The sequence below is a fragment of the Streptomyces lydicus genome, assembly GCF_000717345.1.
Classification (GTDB): Bacteria; Actinomycetota; Actinomycetes; order Streptomycetales; family Streptomycetaceae; genus Streptomyces; species Streptomyces lydicus.
This window is the reverse complement of record NZ_JNZA01000011.1, coordinates 104,398-123,561: the sequence shown is the minus strand read 5'-3', so window position 1 is coordinate 123,561 and position 19,164 is coordinate 104,398. Positions and strand designations below refer to the sequence as shown.

Sequence of the window (19,164 nt, the reverse complement as noted above, 5' to 3'; positions counted from 1 at the left end):
GCCGGACCGGGCACCGCCCTCACACCACTAGCCCTTGTTCGCCCACTTCTTGCTCATGGTGTCGAACATGGTCTTGGCCTCGGGGCCCAGGTGCGGGCCGGCCGACCAGCGGGCCGGACGCGGGCCCATCGACATGTTGGAGACCAGCACCGGATTGCCGTCGGCGCCCTTGATGAACCAGGGGCCACCGGAGGAGCCACCGGTCATGGTGCAGCCGATCCGGTACATGGTCGGCTTCTTGGCGTCCATCGACAGGCGGGTCGGCTTGTCGGTGCACTGCTGCTGCGCCGCGCCGTCGAACGGCGCCTCGGCCGGGTAGCCCTGCGCGGTCAGGCTCGGGATCTTGGCCATGGCCGGCGCGTTGAAGTCGACCGCGTACGCGCCGCCGGCGACCTCTTCCAGCGACTTGCCGCCGGTGGACTCCTCCGGCTTCACGTGCATCAGCGCGAAGTCGTACGGAGCCATCGGCACGCCCGGAACGGCGCCGCCGTCCTTGATCCACTCGTTGGACGTCGCCATGTCGTCCGCCCACCACTTGCCCGACGGGACGCGGTCCTCGAAGGGCTTGGTCTTCAGCTGGTCGGCGGTGCCGCCGGTCCTGTTGAAGTTCGGCACGAACATCATGTTGCGGTACCAGCCGCCGTCCTTGCCTGCGTGCACACAGTGCGCGGCGGTCCACACGAGGTTGGACTTACCGGGGTGCGCCGGGTCCTTGACGACGGTGGCGGAGCAACGCGACTCGCCGTGGGGGGTGCTGAAGAGCAGCAGACCCACGCCGGGAGCGGTGGAGGTGTAGGGGGTCTTGACGGGCTGAGCCGGGACGGCGGCCGGCTCAGGGTCGGTCTTGCCCTGGTCCTCCGAGATGTCCTCGGGCTTGCTGGGGTCCTTCGGCGGCTTGACCTTATCGATCTTGTCCGGGTTCCAGAAGTTCTTGATGATCGGGTTGATGAACTCCCCGGCTTCCCGGAGCCACTTGTCCTTGTCCCAGTTCTTCCACTCCCCGTTCTTCCACTTGTCCAGGTCGACGCCGTGTTCCTTGAGCTTGTCCTGGATGTCCTGGGGAATCTTGATCTCACCCCCACCCGAGGTGTCCGCCGCGGACTGGCTGGGCTTGGCGTCCGCGTTGTCACCCTCCGGTCCGCAGCCGGTCGCGGTGAGCGCCACGACAGCGGTGAGGGCGGCGGCGGTCAGGACCGACCGTCGTATGGGTCGCATGGGTGGGTTCCCCCTGTGTGAATCGAACTGAGCCGGTGTGGCTTTGAGCGAAGTCGCGCCGTTTTTGAACTTGTCATGAACCTCAAGATCTCGGCGCGGCACCCCACTATGCCGGTGACGATGGGGACGGCGGTACTCGGGTCCCCGGTTCCCGGCCGACAAGGATCTTGCCGAGAACCGTGATCCGGGGTGGCCGCCGTCGTTGGTACGTACGGGGGACGTCCGGGCTGCCCGCAGGGCTCGCGCGGTATCCAGCACCTCACCAAGCAGGAGGACACAACTGCCGTGGCGTTGACCGACACCGTGCCGGCGGCCGCTCCGCCGGCCCACGAGGGGATCCTGCGCCGGCAGTCCCTGCGTGAGTCCGCTGCCCGCACGTACGCGCGCTCGCTGCCCATCGTCCCGGTCCGGGCCCGGGGCCTGACCATCGAGGGCGCCGACGGCCGGCGCTACCTCGACTGCCTCTCCGGCGCCGGGACGCTGGCCCTCGGCCACAACCATCCCGTGGTGCTCGAAGCGATCCGCGCGGTCCTCGACTCCGGCGCACCGCTGCACGTCCTCGACCTGGCCACACCCGTCAAGGACGCCTTCACCACCGAGCTCTTCGCCACGCTGCCCGCGGAATTGGCCGAAAGCGCCCGCGTGCAGTTCTGTGGCCCGGCCGGTACGGACGCCGTCGAGGCCGCCTTCAAACTCGTCCGCACGGCGACCGGCCGGGACGGACTGATGGCCTTCTCCGGCGCCTACCACGGCATGACCGCCGACGCGCTCGCCGCCTCCGGGGGAGCGCAGCGCACCGGCGTGGTCCGGCTGCCCTACCCGTACGACTACCGCTGCCCGTTCGGCGTGGGCGGTGAGCGCGGTGCCGAACTCGCCGCGCGCTGGACCCGCAGCCTGCTCGACGACCACAAGAGCGGGGTGCCCCGGCCCGCCGGGATGATCCTGGAACCCGTCCAGGGGGAGGGCGGGGTGATCCCCGCCCCGGACAGCTGGCTGCGGCAGATGCGGGAGCTCACCGCGAGCCGGCAGATCCCGCTGATCGTGGACGAGGTGCAGACCGGCGTCGGCCGTACCGGCACCTTCTGGGCCATCGAGCGCAGCGGGATCGTGCCGGATGTGCTCGTGCTGTCGAAGGCGATCGGCGGCAGCCTGCCGCTCGCTGTGATCGTCTACCGCGAGGAGCTCGACGCCTGGCAGCCCGGTGCCCACGCCGGCACCTTCCGCGGCAACCAGCTCGCCATGGCCGCCGGCGCCGCCACCCTCGCGTATGTCCGCGCCAACGGCCTCGCCGAGCGCGCGGGCGAGCTCGGCGGACGGATGCTGGCCCGGCTGGAGGCCCTCGCCGCGTCCCACGACTGCATCGGTGACGTCCGCGGCCGCGGACTGATGCTCGGCATCGAACTCGTCGACCGGGACGCCGACGCCGACGCCACCGGCGCCCACCCCGCCGACCCCCGGCTCGCCGCCGCCGTCCAGCAGGCATGCCTGGACCGCGGCCTGATCGTCGAACTGGGCGGCCGGCACTCCGCCGTCGTCCGGCTGCTGCCACCCCTGACCATCACCGACGAACAGGCGGACGCCATCCTCGACCGCCTCGCCGACGCCGTCACGGCGGCGGTCCGCACCACCCCCGGGCCGACGGGCTCGTCCCCCACGACACTGCGAGGCACCACCCCATGAACGAACGCCCCGGCCCCGACAACGTCCCGCCCGGCGAGACCGTCCCCGACCGGCACCAGAGCGCCGCCACGATCGAGTCCGTACCGCGCCAGCAGCGGCGCGCCCCGGACGACGGCTGCCACCAGCAGACCCACGAGGACCCGGAACGGACCGCACCCCCCACGGCAGCCGGCCCCTACGACCACGACCCGCTCGACCACCCCGACCCGGCGGTCGCCGCCGACGCCGCGGGCATCGAGCATCTGCTGCGCTGCTGGCTGCGGGAGAGCGGCAGCGAGCGCCCGGCCGGCAGCCGGCTGCGCGTCCCGCTGCGGGCCGGTGCGAGCGCCCTGAACATCCCCGTCCGCTACTGGTCACCCACCGGCTGGCACCGCCTGGGCGCCCCCACCCTCGAAGGCGCCCCGGCCGGCGCCGCCCCGCTCGACGCCGTCACCCTCGCCGCGCTGCTGCGCCGGGAGGCCGCACACGACGGCGACCGGCGGGCCTCGGACGGCGGCGAACACCGGGTCGCGGACGCCGACGAGCGGAGCGGCCCGGACGGCGCGCAGCCACAGACACCGGACGGCGAGGGCGCCGAACTCGTCGGCCGGGTCGCCGACTCCGTACGCAACGTGGCCGCCTTCCTGGCCGACCGGCGCGCGCGGCCCGCCGATGACCACGCCGCCCTCTTCCTCGAAGCGGAACAGTCCCTCCTCTTCGGGCACCCGCTGCACCCCACGCCCAAGAGCCGCGAGGGCCTGTCCGACGCCGAGACCCGCGCCTATTCGCCCGAACTCCGCGGCGCCTTCCCGCTCCACTGGATGGCCGTGCACCGCTCCGCCGTCGCCGCCGACTCGGCCTGGACGGAGCGCGGCAAGGCCGTACCGGCCGAGCAGCTCGCCGCCCGGCTCGCCGGTGAACAGCTCCGACTCCCCGACGACACCGTGCCGTTGCCGGTGCACCCCTGGCAGGCCAGGGAGCTCGCCGACCGCCCCGACATCGTCGCGCTGCGCGACGCCGGCCTGTTGCACGACCTGGGACCGCACGGCCCCCGCTGGTGCCCCACCTCCTCCGTCCGCACCGTCTACCGCCCCGGGGCGGAGGCCATGCTCAAGCTCTCCCTCGGGCTGCGCATCACCAACTCCCGCCGGGAGAACCTCCGTAAGGAACTCGTGCGCGGAGTGGAGGTGCACCGGCTGCTGCGCACCGGCCTCGCCGAGCAGTGGCAGGCCGTCCACCCCCGCTTCGACATCGTCCGCGACCCGGCCTATCTCGCCGTCGACGGACCCGACGGCACCCCCGTCCAGGGCCTCGACGCCGTCATCCGGCACAACCCCTTCAGCACCACCGACGACGCCGTGTGCATCGCCGGCCTCACCTCGCCCCGTCCCTGGCCCGGGCACGCGGGTGTCCGCTCCCGCCTCGAAGACCTCGTCGGCACCCTCGGTGCCCGCACCGGCCGCCCCCTGGGCGCGGTGGCCACGGAGTGGTTCCTGCGCTACCTCGAAGCGGTCGTACGGCCCCTGCTGTGGCTCGACGGCACGGCCGGCATCGCCCTGGAGGCCCACCAGCAGAACACCCTCGTGCTGCTCGACCCCGACGGCTGGCCCGTCGGCGGCCGCTACCGCGACAACCAGGGCTACTACTTCCGCGCCTCCCACCGCGCCGAGCTGGAGCGGCGACTGCCCGGCATCGGCGTGGTCAGCGACACCTTCGTCGCCGACGAGGTCGTCGACGAGCGCTTCGCCTACTACCTGGGCATCAACAACGTCCTCGGCCTCATCGGGGCGTTCGGTGCCCAGCGCCTGGTCCGCGAGGAGATCCTGCTCGCCGCCTTCCGGAGGTTCCTCTCCGACGCCGCCGCGGCACCCCACCCGTACCGCTCGCCGCTTCCGGAACAGCTGCTCACCGCCCGCACGCTGCGCTGCAAGGCCAACCTCGCGACCCGGCTGCACGGCCTGGACGAGCTGGTCGGCCCCGTGGAGACGCAGTCCGTCTACGTCACCCTGCCCAACCCGCTCGCCCCGTGAGGCGTGGCGTGCGGACATCTCCGGGCCGGTCCCCACGCCACACCCCGCTCGCCCGCCCCGGCCCCCGACCACGGACAACGACCGCCCGACCCCCGACCCCCGCCGTCCGATCGCCGTTACCCGGCCCCCGTCCCCGGCACCGACGCCCCGCGACCCACAAGGCCACGCGGCGACCGGCCACGAGAGGAGAGCGTCGCCGTGCCATCCACCGACCCCGGCCTCAGCTCCAGCTCCGACGACACCCTCAACCGTCGGCTCCCGCCCCCACCCCGCGGCCTGCCGGCCGGCTTCCCGGGCCCCGGCCCGCTGCTCGGCGACCCGGGGGACTGGGGGACGGCCGACACCCCGGGCGGGCCGTTCGCCCTGGTCCCCGTCCGGCCGGAGCGCGACCTCGACCGGATCACCGGCTGGATGAACGACCCGGCCGTCGCGGCCTTCTGGGAGCTGGCGGGGCCGCCGGAAACCACCGCAGCCCACCTGCGCGGCCAGCTCGACGGCGACGGCCGCAGCGTGCCCTGCCTGGGCGTGCTGGACGGCGTCCCGATGAGCTACTGGGAGATCTACCGCGCCGATCTGGACCCCCTCGCGCGCCACTACGCGGCCCGCCCCCAGGACACCGGGATCCACCTCCTCATCGGCCGCGGCGCCGACCGCGGCCGCGGCCTGGGCAGTGCGCTGCTGCGCGCCGTCGCCGATCTCGTGCTCGACCACCGCCCGCGCTGCTCGCGCGTCCTCGCCGAGCCCGATCTGCGCAACACCGCGTCCGTCGCGGCGTTCCTGACCGCGGGCTTCCGCTTCGCCGAGGAGATCGAACTGCCGGAGAAGCGCGCCGCGTTGATGATCCGCGACCGCGCCCATCGCCATCTGCTCTGACCCGGCGGCCGTCCGTCGACGGCCCCGAACCGGTCCGCCGTCCACCCCGCCGCTCCGGTTGTCCCCCTTACGTGCCGGGGCGGCCTCGCTTCGAGGAGTCCCGCCTTGTCTCCTGAGCCCCAGCCTTCGCAGCACGCCTGGCAGCACGCCGCGCGCCGCCTGTTCGCCAAGATCCTCGCGGAGTTCGCCTACGAGGAGGTCCTCGCGCCCGAGCCCGACGGCACCGCCCCCGACGGCACCCCGCAGTACCGCCTGCCGGTCACCGACGAGCTGGTGTACCGCTTCCGGGCCCGCCGCGGCGCCTACGGCCACTGGCGCGTCGACCCCGACTCGATCACCCCCGACACCGACCCCTTCCACTTCCTCACGCACGCCCACGACACCGTCCTGGGCCTGTCCGGCGACACCACCGGTCACCTCATCCGCGAGCTGACCGCCACCCTCGCCGCCGACACCCGCCTCGACGCCACCGCGCTCAGCGCCGCCGACCTCGCCGACCTGGACTACGCCGCCCTCGAAGGCCACCAGACCGGCCACCCCTGGCTCGTGGCGAACAAGGGCCGGCTCGGCTTCTCAGCCGCCGATGCGGCGGCCTGGGCCCCCGAGGCCCGTACCCCCCGGCGCCTGCCCTGGCTCGCCGCGCACCACAGCATCGCCCACTACCGCGGTATCCCCACGCTGGCCACCCCCGACCGTCTCTACGGCGAGGAACTCGACCCCGCCACCCGTCAGACCTTCGCCCGCACCCTCACCGACCAGGGCCGCGACCCCGCCGACTACCTCTATCTCCCCGTGCACCCCTGGCAATGGGACGAGACCATCGCCCCGCTCTTCGCCCCGCAACTCGCCGACAGATCCATCATCGCGCTGCCCACTGACAACGACCTCCGCCTGCCGCAGCAGTCCATCCGCACGTTCCTCAACATCAGCCGGCCCAGGGCCCGTACGGTCAAACTGCCGCTGTCGATCCTCAACACCCTGGTCTGGCGCGGTCTGCCCACCGAGCGCACCCTCGCCGCACCCGCGGTGACCCGCTGGGTGCACGGCCTGCGCGACGCGGACCCGTTCCTGCGCGACGAGACCCGGGTGATCCTGCTGGGCGAGACCGCCTCGGTCACCGTCGAGCACCCCCTCTACGACCGGCTGCCCGGCGTCCCGTACCAGTTCAAGGAGCTGCTGGGCTGCATCTGGCGGGAGCCGATCAGCGGCTTCCTCGACCCCGGGGAACGCGCCCGCACCCTGGCCTCGCTGCTGCAGACCGACCCCGGGGGCCGCGCCCTGACCGCCGAGCTGGTGCACCGCTCCGGGCTGGCCCCACGCGACTGGCTGTCCCGGTTGTTCGCCGCCCTCCTGCCGCCCCTGCTGCACTTCCTCTACCAGTACGGCACGGTCTTCTCCCCGCACGGGGAGAACGCCATCGTGGTCTTCGACGAGCACGACGTCCCCACCCGGCTCGCGGTCAAGGACTTCGTTGACGACGTGAATACCACCTCCCAGCCGCTGCCCGAGCACGACTCCATGCCGGACGACGTGCGCACCGTGCTGCTCACCGAACCGCCCGCCTTTCTCACCCAGTTCATCCACTCCGGGCTGTTCGTCGGCGTCTTCCGCTATCTCGCACCGCTGTGCGCGGACCAACTGGACGTTCCCGAGGCGGAGTTCTGGTCACTCGTACGGGCGGAGATCCTCCGCCACCACGAACGCTTCCCCGCGCTCAAGGAACGGCACGAGACCTTCGACCTGCTCACCCCGCGGATCGAGCGGCTGTGCCTGAACCGCAACCGTCTGCATGTGGACGGCTACCGCGACCGCCGTGAGCGCCCGCACGCCGCCGTGCACGGGACCGTCCCCAATCCGCTGCACTCCCCGTGACCGGGCCGGCTGTCAGTGGTCCCGCGTAGGCTTGCAGAGCTATGACGAAGCCCTCCCTCCCCGATCTGCTGCACGCCGCCGTCACCGCCGTCGGCGGCACCGAGCGCCCCGGCCAGGTGGCCATGGCCGAGGCTGTCGCCGAGGCCGTGGGCGGCACCGCTACCGACGACTCGCCACCGAGCGAGGACGGAGCGAAGCGCGGCTATGCCCACCTGCTCGTCCAGGCCGGCACCGGCACCGGAAAGTCCCTCGGCTACCTGGTGCCGGCGCTGGCCCACGGCGAGCGGGTGGTGATTGCCACGGCCACTCTGGCGCTGCAGCGCCAGCTGGTGGAACGCGATCTTCCGCGGACCGTCGACGCACTGCATCCGCTGCTGCGCCGCCGCCCGGAATTCGCCATGCTCAAGGGCCGCTCCAATTACCTCTGCCTGCACCGCCTCCATGAGGGCGCCCCGCAGGACGAGGAGGACGGCCTCTTCGACGTGTTCGAGCAGGCGACGCCCACCAGCAAGCTCGGCAAGGACCTGATGCGGCTGCGGGACTGGGCGGACGAGACCGAGACCGGCGACCGCGACGCCCTGACCCCCGGGGTCTCCGACCGGGCCTGGGGGCAGGTATCGGTCTCCTCACGGGAGTGCCTGGGCGCCTCGAAGTGCGCCTACGGTGCGGAGTGCTTCGCCGAGGCGGCCAGGGAGCGCGCCAAGCTGGCCGAGGTCGTCATCACCAACCACGCGCTGCTGGCCATCGACGCGATCGAGGGCGCGCCGGTCCTCCCGCAGCACGAGGTCCTGATCATCGACGAGGCCCATGAGCTGGTCTCCCGGGTCACCGGCGTCGCCACCGGCGAGCTCACTCCTGGCCAGGTCAACCGCGCGGTGCGGCGGGCCGCCAAGCTCGTCAACGAAAAGGCCGCCGACCAGCTCCAGACCGCCTCCGAGACCTTCGAGCGCCTGATGGAGCTGGCCCTGCCCGGCCGTCTCGAGGAGATCCCCGAGGACCTCGGGTACTGCCTGATGGCGCTGCGGGACGCCGCCCGTACGGTCATCTCCGCCCTCGGCTCGACCCGCGACAAGTCGGTCCAGGACGAGGACGCGGTCCGCAAGCAGGCCCTCGCCTCGGTGGAGAACATCCACGCCGTCGCCGAGCGCATCGCCAACGGCTCCGAGTACGACGTCGTCTGGTACGAACGCCACGACCGCTTCGGCGCCTCCCTCCGGGTGGCCCCGCTCTCCGTCTCCGGCCTGCTGCGGGAGAAGCTCTTCGAGGACCGCTCCGTCGTCCTCACCTCCGCCACCCTCAAGCTGGGCGGCGACTTCAACGGCGTCGCGGCCTCGCTGGGCCTGGCCCCGGAGGGTACGGAAGGGGAGGACGTCCCCCCGTGGAAGGGGCTCGACGTCGGTTCCCCCTTCGACTACGGCAAGCAGGGCATCCTCTACGTTGCCAAGCACCTCGCCCAGCCGGGCCGCGAGGGCAGCCGTACGGACATGCTCGATGAGCTCGCCGAGCTGATCGAGGCCGCCGGCGGCCGCACCCTCGGCCTCTTCTCCTCCATGCGCGCTGCCCAGGCCGCCGCGGAGGAGCTGCGGGGCCGTCTGGACGTGCCGATCCTGCTCCAGGGGGAGGAGACTCTCGGCGAGCTGATCCGGACGTTCGCCGAGGACGCCCGTACGTGCCTGTTCGGCACCCTCTCCCTCTGGCAGGGCGTGGACGTACCGGGTCCGAACTGTCAGCTGGTGGTGATGGACCGGGTGCCGTTCCCCCGCCCGGACGACCCGCTGATGAGTGCCCGGCAGAAGGCCGTGGAGGAAGCCGGCGGCAATGGCTTCATGGCGGTGGCGGCGACCCATGCGGCCCTGCTGATGGCCCAGGGTGCCGGGCGTCTGGTCCGCGCCACCGGGGACCGCGGTGTGGTGGCCGTGCTGGATCCCCGGGTCGAGCGGGCCCGCTACGGCTCGTTCCTGCGGAAGTCGATGCCGCAGTTCTGGTACACCACCGACCGCAACCAGGTCCGCCGCTCGCTCGCGGCGATCGACGCGGCGGCGAAGGCGGACGAGAAGTAACGCGGCCGCGGGGCCGGGGAGGGCCCGCGGACACAGCAGGGCTCCGGGACCGGCGCAGTGGTCCCGGAGCCCGGTCGTGAGGGGTGGGTCAGACCCGCCGCAGCACCGCCACCACCTTGCCGAGGATGGTCGCCTCGTCACCGGGGATCGGCTGGTACGCGGAGTTGTGCGGCAGCAGCCACACATGACCGTCCTCGCGCTTGAAGCGCTTGACGGTGGCCTCGCCGTCCAGCATGGCGGCGACGATGTCACCGTTCTCGGCCACCGGCTGGCGGCGGACCGTGACCCAGTCACCGTCGCAGATGGCGGCCTCGATCATGGAGTCGCCGACGACCTTCAGCACGAACAGTTCACCGTCGCCGACGAGCTGGCGCGGGAGCGGGAAGACGTCCTCGACGGACTCCTCCGCGAGGATCGGGCCACCGGCGGCGATCCGGCCGACCAGCGGGACGTAGGACGCCGCGGGCTTGCCGGCGGTGTCGGTCGCCGCGGTCGTCGGCTGGTCGGAGCCGCGGACCTCGTACGCCCGGGGGCGATGCGGGTCGCGGCGCAGGAAGCCCTTGCGCTCCAGAGCCATGAGCTGATGGGCGACGGACGAGGTGCTGGACAGTCCGACCGCCTGGCCGATCTCCCGCATGGACGGCGGGTACCCGCGCCGCTGCACCGAATCCCTGATGACCTCGATCACCCTGCGCTGGCGGTCGGTGAGCCCCGAGCTGTCGGCCCGGATCCCTGGTGGCCGACCGGGGAGCGAGCGGGCGGGCTTCTGCTCTTCGGAGTCCGACGTGGCGTCGTCCATCGGCGGCCGCTGTGCCTTCTGCGGATGATCGAATCGGCTCTGGGAGTGGCTTTGTGCGGTGATGGTCGCGCTGTCTGCGGTGGTGGTCACGTCGGCCCCTCTCGAAATGTTCTCCCTAGTTAGCCAACGGTAGTTGCTTTCGAAAGGTTGCGCCAAACACACGTTCGAGTGAAAAATTCAGCGATTGGCAGACCTGGGTGAGCGGCTGGGTGTATGGCCGACCGTTGGACGGGTCTGTGGCGCGTGCCGGCGTTCCGGGGTCACCGGTCGCCTGCGGGTCCGGTCGTCGGTGCTGCGTGGTCACGGTGGCCGGGTGCCGTGACACCGCCGATTCTGTCATCCCCGCCCCGCCGCGCCCCCCGTCGGGTGTCTTCCCGTACGCTTCTGGGCGACCCCCCGGCCCGCCTCCACCGCGACACGCGGTAGGCGGATGTAAGCAGGCCGACACCACATCTAGTGGTTAGATGCGTGCGGTCGCCCAGAAGTTGTGGTGCTGGTCCTTCACGGGGCCGGGGATCGCCTATGCTGGTGGCTGCTCCGGAGGGCCCGTACGGACCCGTCGGGGTTATTCGCCGTACGCCGGGAGCGTTGGCGTACGTACGTCCGTATATCGAGGGTGAGGAGGGTGGAGCCATGCACTGCCCCTTCTGCAGGCACCCCGACAGCCGGGTCGTCGACAGCCGGACCACCGATGACGGGACGGCGATCCGCCGGCGCCGCCAGTGCCCCGACTGTTCCCGCCGTTTCACCACCATCGAGACGGCGTCATTGATGGTGATCAAGCGGAGCGGGGTCACCGAACCCTTCAGCCGTAACAAGGTCATCGCGGGAGTGCGCAAGGCGTGCCAGGGTCGCCCGGTCACCGAGGACGCCCTCGCCAAGCTCGGCCAGCGGGTCGAGGAGGCGGTGCGCGCCACCGGAAGCGCCGAGCTGTCCACCCATGACGTGGGGCTCGCCATACTGGGCCCGCTGCAGGAACTCGACCTCGTCGCGTACCTGCGCTTCGCGTCCGTTTACCGGGCGTTCGATTCGCTCGAAGACTTCGAGGCGGCCATCGCCGAGCTGCGTGAGCAGCGCGAGGAGCGGCCGCCCGGGCAGGACTGCGGGACCGACGGGGAGGCCGGCGGCCCGGCCGTCCCCGTGCCCGCCACCGCCGCCGACTGAGTTCGGCGCGCATCCAGGACCTGTACCGGGGCGAGAGCAGGGCGCCTCGGTAGCAGAAAGAACAAACACCGTGCCACGGAATGAGTGCGCACATATGGGCGTTTGCCCGTATACAGGGAGGCGGCATGACAGAGACGACGAGCGGCCCGGCACGAGGCTCCCGCGCCAAGGGCAGCAAGGTGAGCAAGGGTCTGCGTATCGAGCGCATTCACACCACGCCGGGCGTGCACCCGTACGACGAGGTGGAGTGGGCGCGTCGTGACGTCGTCATGACCAACTGGCGCGACGGCTCGGTCAACTTCGAGCAGCGTGGCGTCGAGTTCCCCGACTTCTGGTCGGTGAACGCGGTCAACATCGTCACGAGCAAGTACTTCCGTGGCGCGGTGGGCTCCCCGACTCGCGAGGCGAGCCTGCGGCAGCTGATCGACCGCGTGGTCAAGACGTACCGCAAGAGCGGCGAGGAGAACGGTTACTTCGCCTCCCCGGCGGACGCCGAGATCTTCGAGCACGAGCTGGCGTACGCCCTCCTGCACCAGGTCTTCAGCTTCAACTCGCCGGTGTGGTTCAACGTCGGCACGAAGCAGCCGCAGCAGGTCAGCGCCTGCTTCATCCTGTCCGTGGACGACTCGATGGAGTCGATCCTGGACTGGTACAAGGAAGAGGGGATGATCTTCAAGGGCGGCTCCGGCGCCGGCCTGAACCTTTCCCGCATCCGCTCCTCCAAGGAGCTGCTCTCCTCCGGCGGCAACGCCTCCGGTCCGGTCTCCTTCATGCGCGGCGCCGACGCGTCCGCCGGAACGATCAAGTCGGGCGGCGCCACCCGCCGCGCGGCCAAGATGGTCGTCCTGGACGTCGACCACCCGGACGTCGAAGCCTTCATCGAGACCAAGGTGAAGGAGGAGGAGAAGATCCGCGCGCTGCGCGACGCGGGCTACGACATGGACCTGGGCGGCGACGACATCACGTCGGTCCAGTACCAGAACGCCAACAACTCGGTCCGGGTCAACGACGAGTTCATGAAGGCCGTCGAGTCCGGCTCGAAGTTCGGGCTGCGCGGCCGCCTGAACGGTGAGGTCATCGAGGAGGTCGACGCCAAGGGGCTGTTCCGCAAGATGGCGGAGGCCGCCTGGGCGTGCGCCGACCCCGGCATCCAGTACGACGACACCATCAACCACTGGCACACCTCGCCGGAGACGGGCCGGATCACCGCGTCCAACCCGTGCAGCGAGTACATGCACCTGGACAACTCCTCGTGCAACCTCGCCTCGCTCAACCTTCTGAAGTTCCTGCGCGACGACGACCTGGGCAACCAGTCCTTCGACGCGGAGCGCTTCGCCAAGGTCGTCGAGCTGGTCATCACCGCGATGGACATCTCCATCTGCTTCGCCGATTTCCCCACCGAGAAGATCGGCGAGACCACTCGCGCCTACCGCCAGCTGGGCATCGGCTACGCCAACCTCGGCGCCCTGCTGATGGCCACCGGTCACGCCTACGACTCCGACGGCGGCCGCGCGCTGGCCGGTGCCATCACCTCCCTGATGACCGGCACCTCCTACAAGCGCTCCGCCGAACTGGCCGCGGTCGTCGGCCCGTACGACGGCTACGCCCGCAACGCCGACGCCCACAAGCGCGTCATGAAGCAGCACTCCGACGCCAACGGTGTCGCGGTGCGCATGGACGACCTGGACACCCCGGTCTGGGCCGCGGCCACCGAAGCCTGGCAGGACGTGCTGCGCCTCGGTGAGAAGAACGGCTTCCGCAACGCCCAGGCGTCGGTGCTCGCGCCGACCGGCACCATCGGCCTGATGATGGACTGCGACACCACGGGCGTCGAGCCGGACCTGGCCCTGGTCAAGTTCAAGAAGCTGGTCGGCGGCGGCTCCATGCAGATCGTGAACAACACGGTCCCCAAGGCGCTCAAGAGGCTCGGCTACCAGCCCGAGCAGGTCGAGGCGATCGTCGCCCACATCGCCGACCACGGCAATGTCGTCAACGCCCCCGGCCTGAAGCCCGCGCACTACGAGGTCTTCGACTGCGCCATGGGCGAGCGCTCCATCTCCCCGATGGGCCACGTCCGCATGATGGCGGCCGCCCAGCCGTTCCTCTCCGGCGCGATCTCCAAGACGGTCAACGTCCCGGAGACGGCCACCGTCGAGGAGATCGAGGACGTCTACTTCCAGGGCTGGAAGCTCGGCCTGAAGGCGCTGGCGATCTACCGCGACAACTGCAAGGTCGGCCAGCCGCTCTCCGCCAAGAAGAAGGAGGAGAAGAAGGCCGCGGTCGAGCCGGTCGCCGAGAAGAAGGTCGTCGAGTACCGCCCGGTGCGCAACCGCCTCCCCAAGGGCCGCCCCGGCATCACCACCTCCTTCACGGTCGGCGGCGCCGAGGGCTACATGACCGCCAACTCCTACCCGGACGACGGTCTCGGTGAGGTCTTCCTGAAGATGTCCAAGCAGGGTTCGACCCTCGCGGGCATGATGGACGCCTTCTCCATCGCGGTGTCCGTGGGCCTCCAGTACGGCGTCCCGCTGGAGACCTACGTCTCGAAGTTCACCAACATGCGCTTCGAGCCGGCCGGCATGACGGACGACCCGGACGTGCGGATGGCGCAGTCGATCGTCGACTACATCTTCCGCCGCCTGGCGCTGGACTTCCTGCCGTTCGAGACCCGCTCGGCGCTCGGCATTCACTCCGTCGAGGAGCGCCAGCGCCACCTGGAGACCGGCTCGTACGAGCCCTCCGAGGACGAGGTCGACGTCGAGGGCCTGGCGCAGTCGGCGCCGCGCCAGACGGAGTCGGTGAAGGAGTCCACCCCGGCGGTGAAGATCGTCGAGGAGGCCGCCGCCCCGGCTCCCAAGCAGGCGCACACCAACGCCGAACTGGTCGAGATGCAGCTGGGCATCAACGCCGACGCCCCGCTGTGCTTCTCCTGCGGGACGAAGATGCAGCGCGCCGGCAGCTGCTACCTGTGCGAGGGCTGCGGGTCGACCAGCGGCTGCAGCTGATGCGGGACGCCCGCTGGGCGTGAATTAGCAGGTCAGGGCGGTGGAGTCGGTACTCGGCTCCACCGCCCTCGGCGTGTTCCCGCCGTCGGTGTCGGCGCCGGTGACGCGTGGGCGGCGGTGCCACCGTCGCCCCGGGCCTCCGGGGCGGCCGGGGCGACGAGCGCGTGCCCGGAAGCACGGAACAATTACCGCTTCCCCGCGAAACGATCACCGGTTACGCTCCCCCAGCGCGCATCGGGCGCGAACCGGGGGGTGGGGGACATGGACGACAATTCCGCGAGATCCAAGAAGGGCATGGGCGCCGGTGCCCAGGCACTCGCGGCGGTGGTGATGGTGTCCGGCCTCGTGGGGGGCATGTGGGGTCTGCGGGATCTGGGGGACGTCTCCACGGACGAGACCAAGCCGGCCGCCTGTGACCGCGCTCATGACGCCCGGCCGTCGAAGCACGTATCGGGAGCGCAGCTCTGCACGGCGCTGAACCGCCGGGACCTGCCGACGCTTCTGGGCACGCCGGAAGAGCGTGCGGAGACCGCGGGCGGGAGCGAGAGCTGGATGAAGGGTGCCGGCGGCACCAAGATCGTCACTCCGGAAGCGACCGTCCAGCTGAAGACCTACGCCGTGAAGCTCTCGGCCTCGTACGACCGTCTCCGGGTTGCCCAGTCGGTCCGCTGGCTGGGCGAGACCGCGGAGGCGAAGAAGATTCTGGGGCGTCCGGCGGTCCTCTACTCGGACCGCACCATCGCCCTGTCGTTCAGCTTCGACGGTCACAAGATCGGCCAGTCCGACTCCCGGCCCGGTGGCATCGCGCGCAGCCTGGTGGTCGCCAAGGACGCGAAGGACGGCGGCGGTTCCTTCGAGATCGCCCTCTGGCGCCAGGACGAGGGAATGCCCGATGACGAGGCGTTGCTCCGCGTCGCCGAGAAGGTGCTGCCGACGATCCCGGGCTGGAAGGCCGGCTGACGAGGTATCTGCGGACCCTCGGCCGGGGGGAGGGGCGTGGCTCGCGGGTGCTCGGCTCGCGGGGCTCGGCGGCAGGGGACGTCACGGGCGTTCGGCCGGTGCCGGGCCGCTGACGGCCCCCCTCGTCGGGTCCGCACCCGCCGTGTCCGCGTGCGCGTCCCCGGGGCCCTTGCTGCGCCGGACGAGCGTGTGCAGAAGCGCGCCGCCCAGTTGGACGGCGGCGATGGCGAGCAGCAACAGGGGCGGCGGCAGCGCGGCGCCCGCTCCGACGGCGGCCGCCCCGCAGGCCGCCGCGGTGATCTTCAGGCCCGCGCCCAGGGTGAAGATCTGTGCCCCGGCGCGCGACGGGGCGTACACCGCCCGGATGCGGAAGGTCGCGGTCAGCAGTGGTCCGTCGCACGCGCCTGCCAGCACGAACAGTGCCCCGCAGACCGCCGGGGACGGCACTGGTGCGGCCGCGGCCAGCGCGACGCCGGTGCCGCACAGCGAGAGCGTGGCGAGCCGTGGATCGCTGAGAGGCGGCTGCCAACGGGCGAGCGCCAGTGAACCGCCGAGCGCTCCGGCGGCGAACGCGGTCATCAGGGCGCCGCCCGCTCCGGGGTGCCCGTGGTGGGCGGCGAGCAGCACCGCCGTGGTGGTCAGGCCGCCGATGCCGAGGAACGCCAGGCAGGTGCCCGCGGTGATCGCCCGTAGTTCCCGGACGCGCCAGACGGCGGCCAGTCCGGCGGCCAGGTCGGCGCGCAGGGTGGTGGCCGGCCGCGCGTCCGTGTGCTGCCGCGGAGGCCCGTACGGAAGTCCGGTGGCAGCTGCCACCGCGCCGGCCGCCACCGTGCCGAGGAGCAGCATGGCCGCGCCGGGTGACGCCACGGCGGCCGTCACGCCGACCACCGCAGGGCCGGCCACCGACGCGGCGTTGTACACCGCCGCGTCCAGCGCATACGCCCGGTCCCGCCGCGGGCCGGCCGGCACGAGTACGGCGATCAGGCTGGACAGCCCTCCGGAGACGACCGGTCCGCAGGCGCCACCGGCCACGGCGACGGCGAGCGTCACCGGGGCGGGCGCCCTCCCGATCAGCAGCGACAGCGTCACGACGGCGGCCGTGAAGCCACTCAGGGCCCCGAGGTAGCACAGTCGGGGACGCCGCATACGGGTGGCGAGTGCGCCCACCAGAGGAGCGGCGACGACATGGGGGGCCATCCAGGCGGTGAGCACGAACGCACCCTGGGCCGCGTCCCCGGCCCGCTGCAGTGCCAGGAGCGCGACGGCCACGGCCATGCCTTCCTCCGCCAGGCGGGCGCAGAAGGCGGTGGCCAGATAGAGCGGTAATCCTGATCGCGGTACAGGGGCGGTGGCACGGGGCCGGGGCATACGCGTCTCCAGGTGTGCCGGCAACTGGGCTGTGCCGTAACGGGTTTCGCGCTGCGGCTGCGGCTGCGGCTGCGGCTGCGGCTGCGGTGCGGGTCGTAACGTCTTTCTTTGGTAAGACGTTACGCTGGAGACGGGCGACGGGCCAGGGATATGCGCCAGTGGGCGCGGGAGCGGGGTGTGGAGTGAAGGGTGAGGAGTTGCCGAGGCGGGGCTTCCGGCCCGGCGAGCGATTGATCGACCTCGCCAACGCGGTCCGTGCGGATCCGGCGTTGTCCCGGGCCGCGCTGGCCGAGCTGCTGGCGCGCCATGGGGAGAGCCGGGAGGACCTCACCGGGCGGGCGTTTTCCAAGGGCGACGCCGAGGAGCTGAGAACGGCGGCCGCCCGCCTGGCCGCTCTGCTCGCCGAGTCCGACACCGACCGCGCCGCCCACGCCATCAACGGCCTGCTGGCGGAGTGCGGGGCCCGCCCGCACCTCTCGCGGCACGGCGGGCACACCTGGCACTTGCACATCGACCGGGGGGGCGACGCGAGCTGGGCGGAATGGTTCCTCGCCTCAAGTGCCCTGGCGCTGGCGCAGATCCTCACCGAATACGGGCGGGCTCCCTGGGGGGAGTGCGCGTCCTCGCGGTGCGGGAGGCTCTATCTGGGCACCGGCCCGGGGAGCGCGCGCCGTTACTGCTCCACTGCCTGCGCCTCACGGGAGCGGGTGGCGGCCCATCGCCGCCGTAAGAAGGCCGACGGGTAGTGGAAGGGAGGCGGTCCCTGCCTCTGCCTCCCTCCCGCTGTCCTGCCGTCCGCTTTGCTGCTGTTGGCTCCCGGACGTGCGGTGACTGCCTGGGGCGTCAGCGCCCCATCGACCGTGCGAACGCGTCCGGGTCGGCGTCGAAACCCCGGACCGTCGCGTGGAAGCGCCAGTTGCCGGTGTCGTCCCGGGTGAATTCGGCCACCGCGGCGGCCGTGGAGTCCGCCACCTCGGCGAAGTCGTTCATGGCCAGCTCGACGTACCCCTCGCGGATCCGTACGGCGGTGCTCTCGATGTCGCCGAAGACCTTGCGGCCCTCACCCTGCTGGATGGCCACTCCGACGACGACCCGGGTGTAGGCGTCGGAGAGCCGGTCCAGTTCCAGCGTCATGACCTCGTCGGAGCCGAACCCCTGGCCGGTCCGGCTGTCCCGGTTGAGGGTGATGGTCCCGTCGGGCGAACGGCTGTCGAAGTGCACCAGATAGGCCGGGTCGCCGTGCGGCGCGTCGGCCGTGTAGGTCGCCGCGATGATGTCCAGGTCATGGTCCGGGGCGCCCAGCGGGCTGGGGTCCCACTCGAGCGTTACCTCGACCTTCTCGATGCCTTTGTTGAGCGTGCTCACCGGGCTTCCCTTCGTCATCTCCCGGGGAGGGCGGCCCGACCCGTGCGGTCGGCGGGCAGCTCCCCAGACTTCCCGTTGGCTGCCATCGTGTCACGCCCGCTGCCCCCTGGGGTGGAAGGAACTGCCCCTGGTCAGCCCCACGTTGAGGGCCGCTACGGATGGCCGGAAAGCGCCCTACGGTCCAGGTGGAGAGCGTGGCGGACGGCTCAGGAGGCCCGCTCGTTCCAGAGCTGGTTGAGGTGCCCGTCGAGGACGCCCAGCGCCGCGGTGGGGGAGAGGTGGCCGATCAGGACGTGGGTGGTGAGGCCGTCGGCGAGGGCGAGGAGGGTGCGGGCCGCTCGTTCCGGGTCGGGGGTGTCACAGCCTTCGGTGATCAGCTGGGCGAACACCTTGTGCAGATCTGCATAGTTGCTGCGCAGGATTTCGGCCAGTGACGGGCTCACGGCGGCCTGTGCGGCGAAGGCCAGCCAGACCCGCGCCTCGGCGCGCCGCTCCTCCTGGACCAGCGAGACCTCGCTCGCCGCGTGCCCCAGTGCCGTGCGCGCGGACTGCGCGGGCGAGGCGGTGAGGCGGGCCGACAGCCGTCCGGCGACCTGTTCGCCGACGTGGCCGAGTGCGAAGACCAGCATTTCCTCCTTGGTGCCGAAGCAGCGCTGCACGGCCCCCATGGACACCTCTGCCCTGGCCGCGACGTCGCGGAGGGTGACGCCCTCCAGGCCGCTCTCGTCGGCGAGTTGGCACACCGCCTCGGCGATCTGCCGTCGTCGGCTCTCGTGGTCCACCTGCTTGGGCAT

Annotated in this window: 13 protein-coding genes and 1 pseudogene; 9 read left to right on the top strand and 5 right to left on the bottom strand. The window is 71.7% G+C overall.

Annotated features, from left to right (window positions below; translation table 11 throughout):
- Positions 1 to 27 precede the first annotated feature (27 nt).
- On the bottom strand, positions 28 to 1,215 hold the full coding sequence (locus tag OO62_RS12320) for a trypsin-like serine peptidase (protein ID WP_033267380.1): 1,188 nt from the start codon (positions 1,213 to 1,215) through the stop codon (positions 28 to 30).
- Between the two features lie 285 nt (positions 1,216 to 1,500).
- On the opposite strand from OO62_RS12320, the gene OO62_RS12315 reads away from it, so the two are divergent.
- The 5 genes from OO62_RS12315 (at position 1,501) to OO62_RS12295 (ending at position 9,709) form a co-directional block, all read left to right on the top strand.
- Entirely contained in the window at positions 1,501 to 2,895 is a 1,395-nt protein-coding gene (locus OO62_RS12315; protein ID WP_033267379.1) for a diaminobutyrate--2-oxoglutarate transaminase family protein, read from the top strand.
- On the top strand, positions 2,892 to 4,904 hold the full coding sequence (locus tag OO62_RS12310; protein WP_033267378.1) for an IucA/IucC family protein: 2,013 nt from the start codon (positions 2,892 to 2,894) through the stop codon (positions 4,902 to 4,904). Before OO62_RS12315 ends, OO62_RS12310 begins: the two co-directional genes overlap by 4 nt.
- A gap of 198 nt (positions 4,905 to 5,102) precedes the next feature.
- Positions 5,103 to 5,777, top strand: a complete 675-nt coding sequence (locus OO62_RS12305; protein WP_033267377.1) for a GNAT family N-acetyltransferase — start codon at positions 5,103 to 5,105, stop codon at positions 5,775 to 5,777.
- Between the two features lie 105 nt (positions 5,778 to 5,882).
- A complete protein-coding gene (locus OO62_RS12300; protein ID WP_033267376.1) occupies positions 5,883 to 7,649 on the top strand; it encodes an IucA/IucC family protein in 1,767 nt (588 codons plus the stop codon).
- A 41-nt stretch (positions 7,650 to 7,690) separates the two neighbouring features.
- Positions 7,691 to 9,709, top strand: coding sequence for an ATP-dependent DNA helicase (locus OO62_RS12295; protein WP_033267375.1), 2,019 nt, complete (start codon positions 7,691 to 7,693; stop codon positions 9,707 to 9,709).
- A gap of 88 nt (positions 9,710 to 9,797) precedes the next feature.
- Here the strand turns inward: OO62_RS12295 and lexA are convergent, their stop codons facing one another.
- Positions 9,798 to 10,598: a transcriptional repressor LexA gene (lexA, locus tag OO62_RS12290; RefSeq protein ID WP_033267374.1), complete on the bottom strand. Its 801-nt coding sequence runs from the start codon at positions 10,596 to 10,598 to the stop codon at positions 9,798 to 9,800.
- Between the two features lie 543 nt (positions 10,599 to 11,141).
- On the opposite strand from lexA, the gene nrdR reads away from it, so the two are divergent.
- From nrdR to OO62_RS12275, 3 genes are all read left to right on the top strand, one after another.
- A complete protein-coding gene (gene nrdR / locus OO62_RS12285) occupies positions 11,142 to 11,672 on the top strand; it encodes a transcriptional regulator NrdR (protein WP_033267373.1) in 531 nt (176 codons plus the stop codon).
- A 125-nt stretch (positions 11,673 to 11,797) separates the two neighbouring features.
- Positions 11,798 to 14,677: a vitamin B12-dependent ribonucleotide reductase gene (locus OO62_RS12280; RefSeq protein WP_033267372.1), complete on the top strand. Its 2,880-nt coding sequence runs from the start codon at positions 11,798 to 11,800 to the stop codon at positions 14,675 to 14,677.
- Positions 14,678 to 14,938: 261 nt separating this feature from the next.
- Positions 14,939 to 15,637, top strand: coding sequence for a DUF6215 domain-containing protein (locus OO62_RS12275; protein WP_033267371.1), 699 nt, complete (start codon positions 14,939 to 14,941; stop codon positions 15,635 to 15,637).
- An 81-nt stretch (positions 15,638 to 15,718) separates the two neighbouring features.
- Here the strand turns inward: OO62_RS12275 and OO62_RS12270 are convergent, their stop codons facing one another.
- Positions 15,719 to 17,005, bottom strand: a complete 1,287-nt coding sequence (locus OO62_RS12270) for an MFS transporter (RefSeq protein ID WP_051733038.1) — start codon at positions 17,003 to 17,005, stop codon at positions 15,719 to 15,721.
- A gap of 197 nt (positions 17,006 to 17,202) precedes the next feature.
- Here OO62_RS12270 and OO62_RS12265 point away from each other — a divergent pair, with 197 nt between their 5' ends.
- On the top strand, positions 17,203 to 17,751 hold the full coding sequence (locus OO62_RS12265) for a CGNR zinc finger domain-containing protein (RefSeq protein ID WP_033267429.1): 549 nt from the start codon (positions 17,203 to 17,205) through the stop codon (positions 17,749 to 17,751).
- Between the two features lie 97 nt (positions 17,752 to 17,848).
- Here OO62_RS12265 and OO62_RS12260 read toward each other — a convergent pair.
- Positions 17,849 to 18,421 (bottom strand): annotated as a pseudogene (locus tag OO62_RS12260) (TerD family protein); the annotation flags it as partial.
- Positions 18,422 to 18,576: 155 nt separating this feature from the next.
- Positions 18,577 to 19,164, bottom strand: coding sequence for a TetR/AcrR family transcriptional regulator (locus tag OO62_RS12255; RefSeq protein ID WP_033267369.1), 588 nt, complete (start codon positions 19,162 to 19,164; stop codon positions 18,577 to 18,579).

What these genes read in the sequence shown, in the direction of transcription:
- OO62_RS12320 (WP_033267380.1), bottom strand. Translation starts at nt 1,215, where the DNA reads ATGCGACCCATACGACGGTCGGTCCTGACCGCCGCCGCCCTCACCGCT.
- OO62_RS12310 (WP_033267378.1), top strand. Translation starts at nt 2,892, where the DNA reads ATGAACGAACGCCCCGGCCCCGACAACGTCCCGCCCGGCGAGACCGTC.
- OO62_RS12295 (WP_033267375.1), top strand. Translation starts at nt 7,691, where the DNA reads ATGACGAAGCCCTCCCTCCCCGATCTGCTGCACGCCGCCGTCACCGCC.
- nrdR (WP_033267373.1), top strand. Translation starts at nt 11,142, where the DNA reads ATGCACTGCCCCTTCTGCAGGCACCCCGACAGCCGGGTCGTCGACAGC.
- OO62_RS12280 (WP_033267372.1), top strand. Translation starts at nt 11,798, where the DNA reads ATGACAGAGACGACGAGCGGCCCGGCACGAGGCTCCCGCGCCAAGGGC.
- OO62_RS12275 (WP_033267371.1), top strand. Translation starts at nt 14,939, where the DNA reads ATGGACGACAATTCCGCGAGATCCAAGAAGGGCATGGGCGCCGGTGCC.
- OO62_RS12270 (WP_051733038.1), bottom strand. Translation starts at nt 17,005, where the DNA reads ATGCCCCGGCCCCGTGCCACCGCCCCTGTACCGCGATCAGGATTACCG.
- OO62_RS12255 (WP_033267369.1), bottom strand. Translation starts at nt 19,164, where the DNA reads ATGCCCAAGCAGGTGGACCACGAGAGCCGACGACGGCAGATCGCCGAG.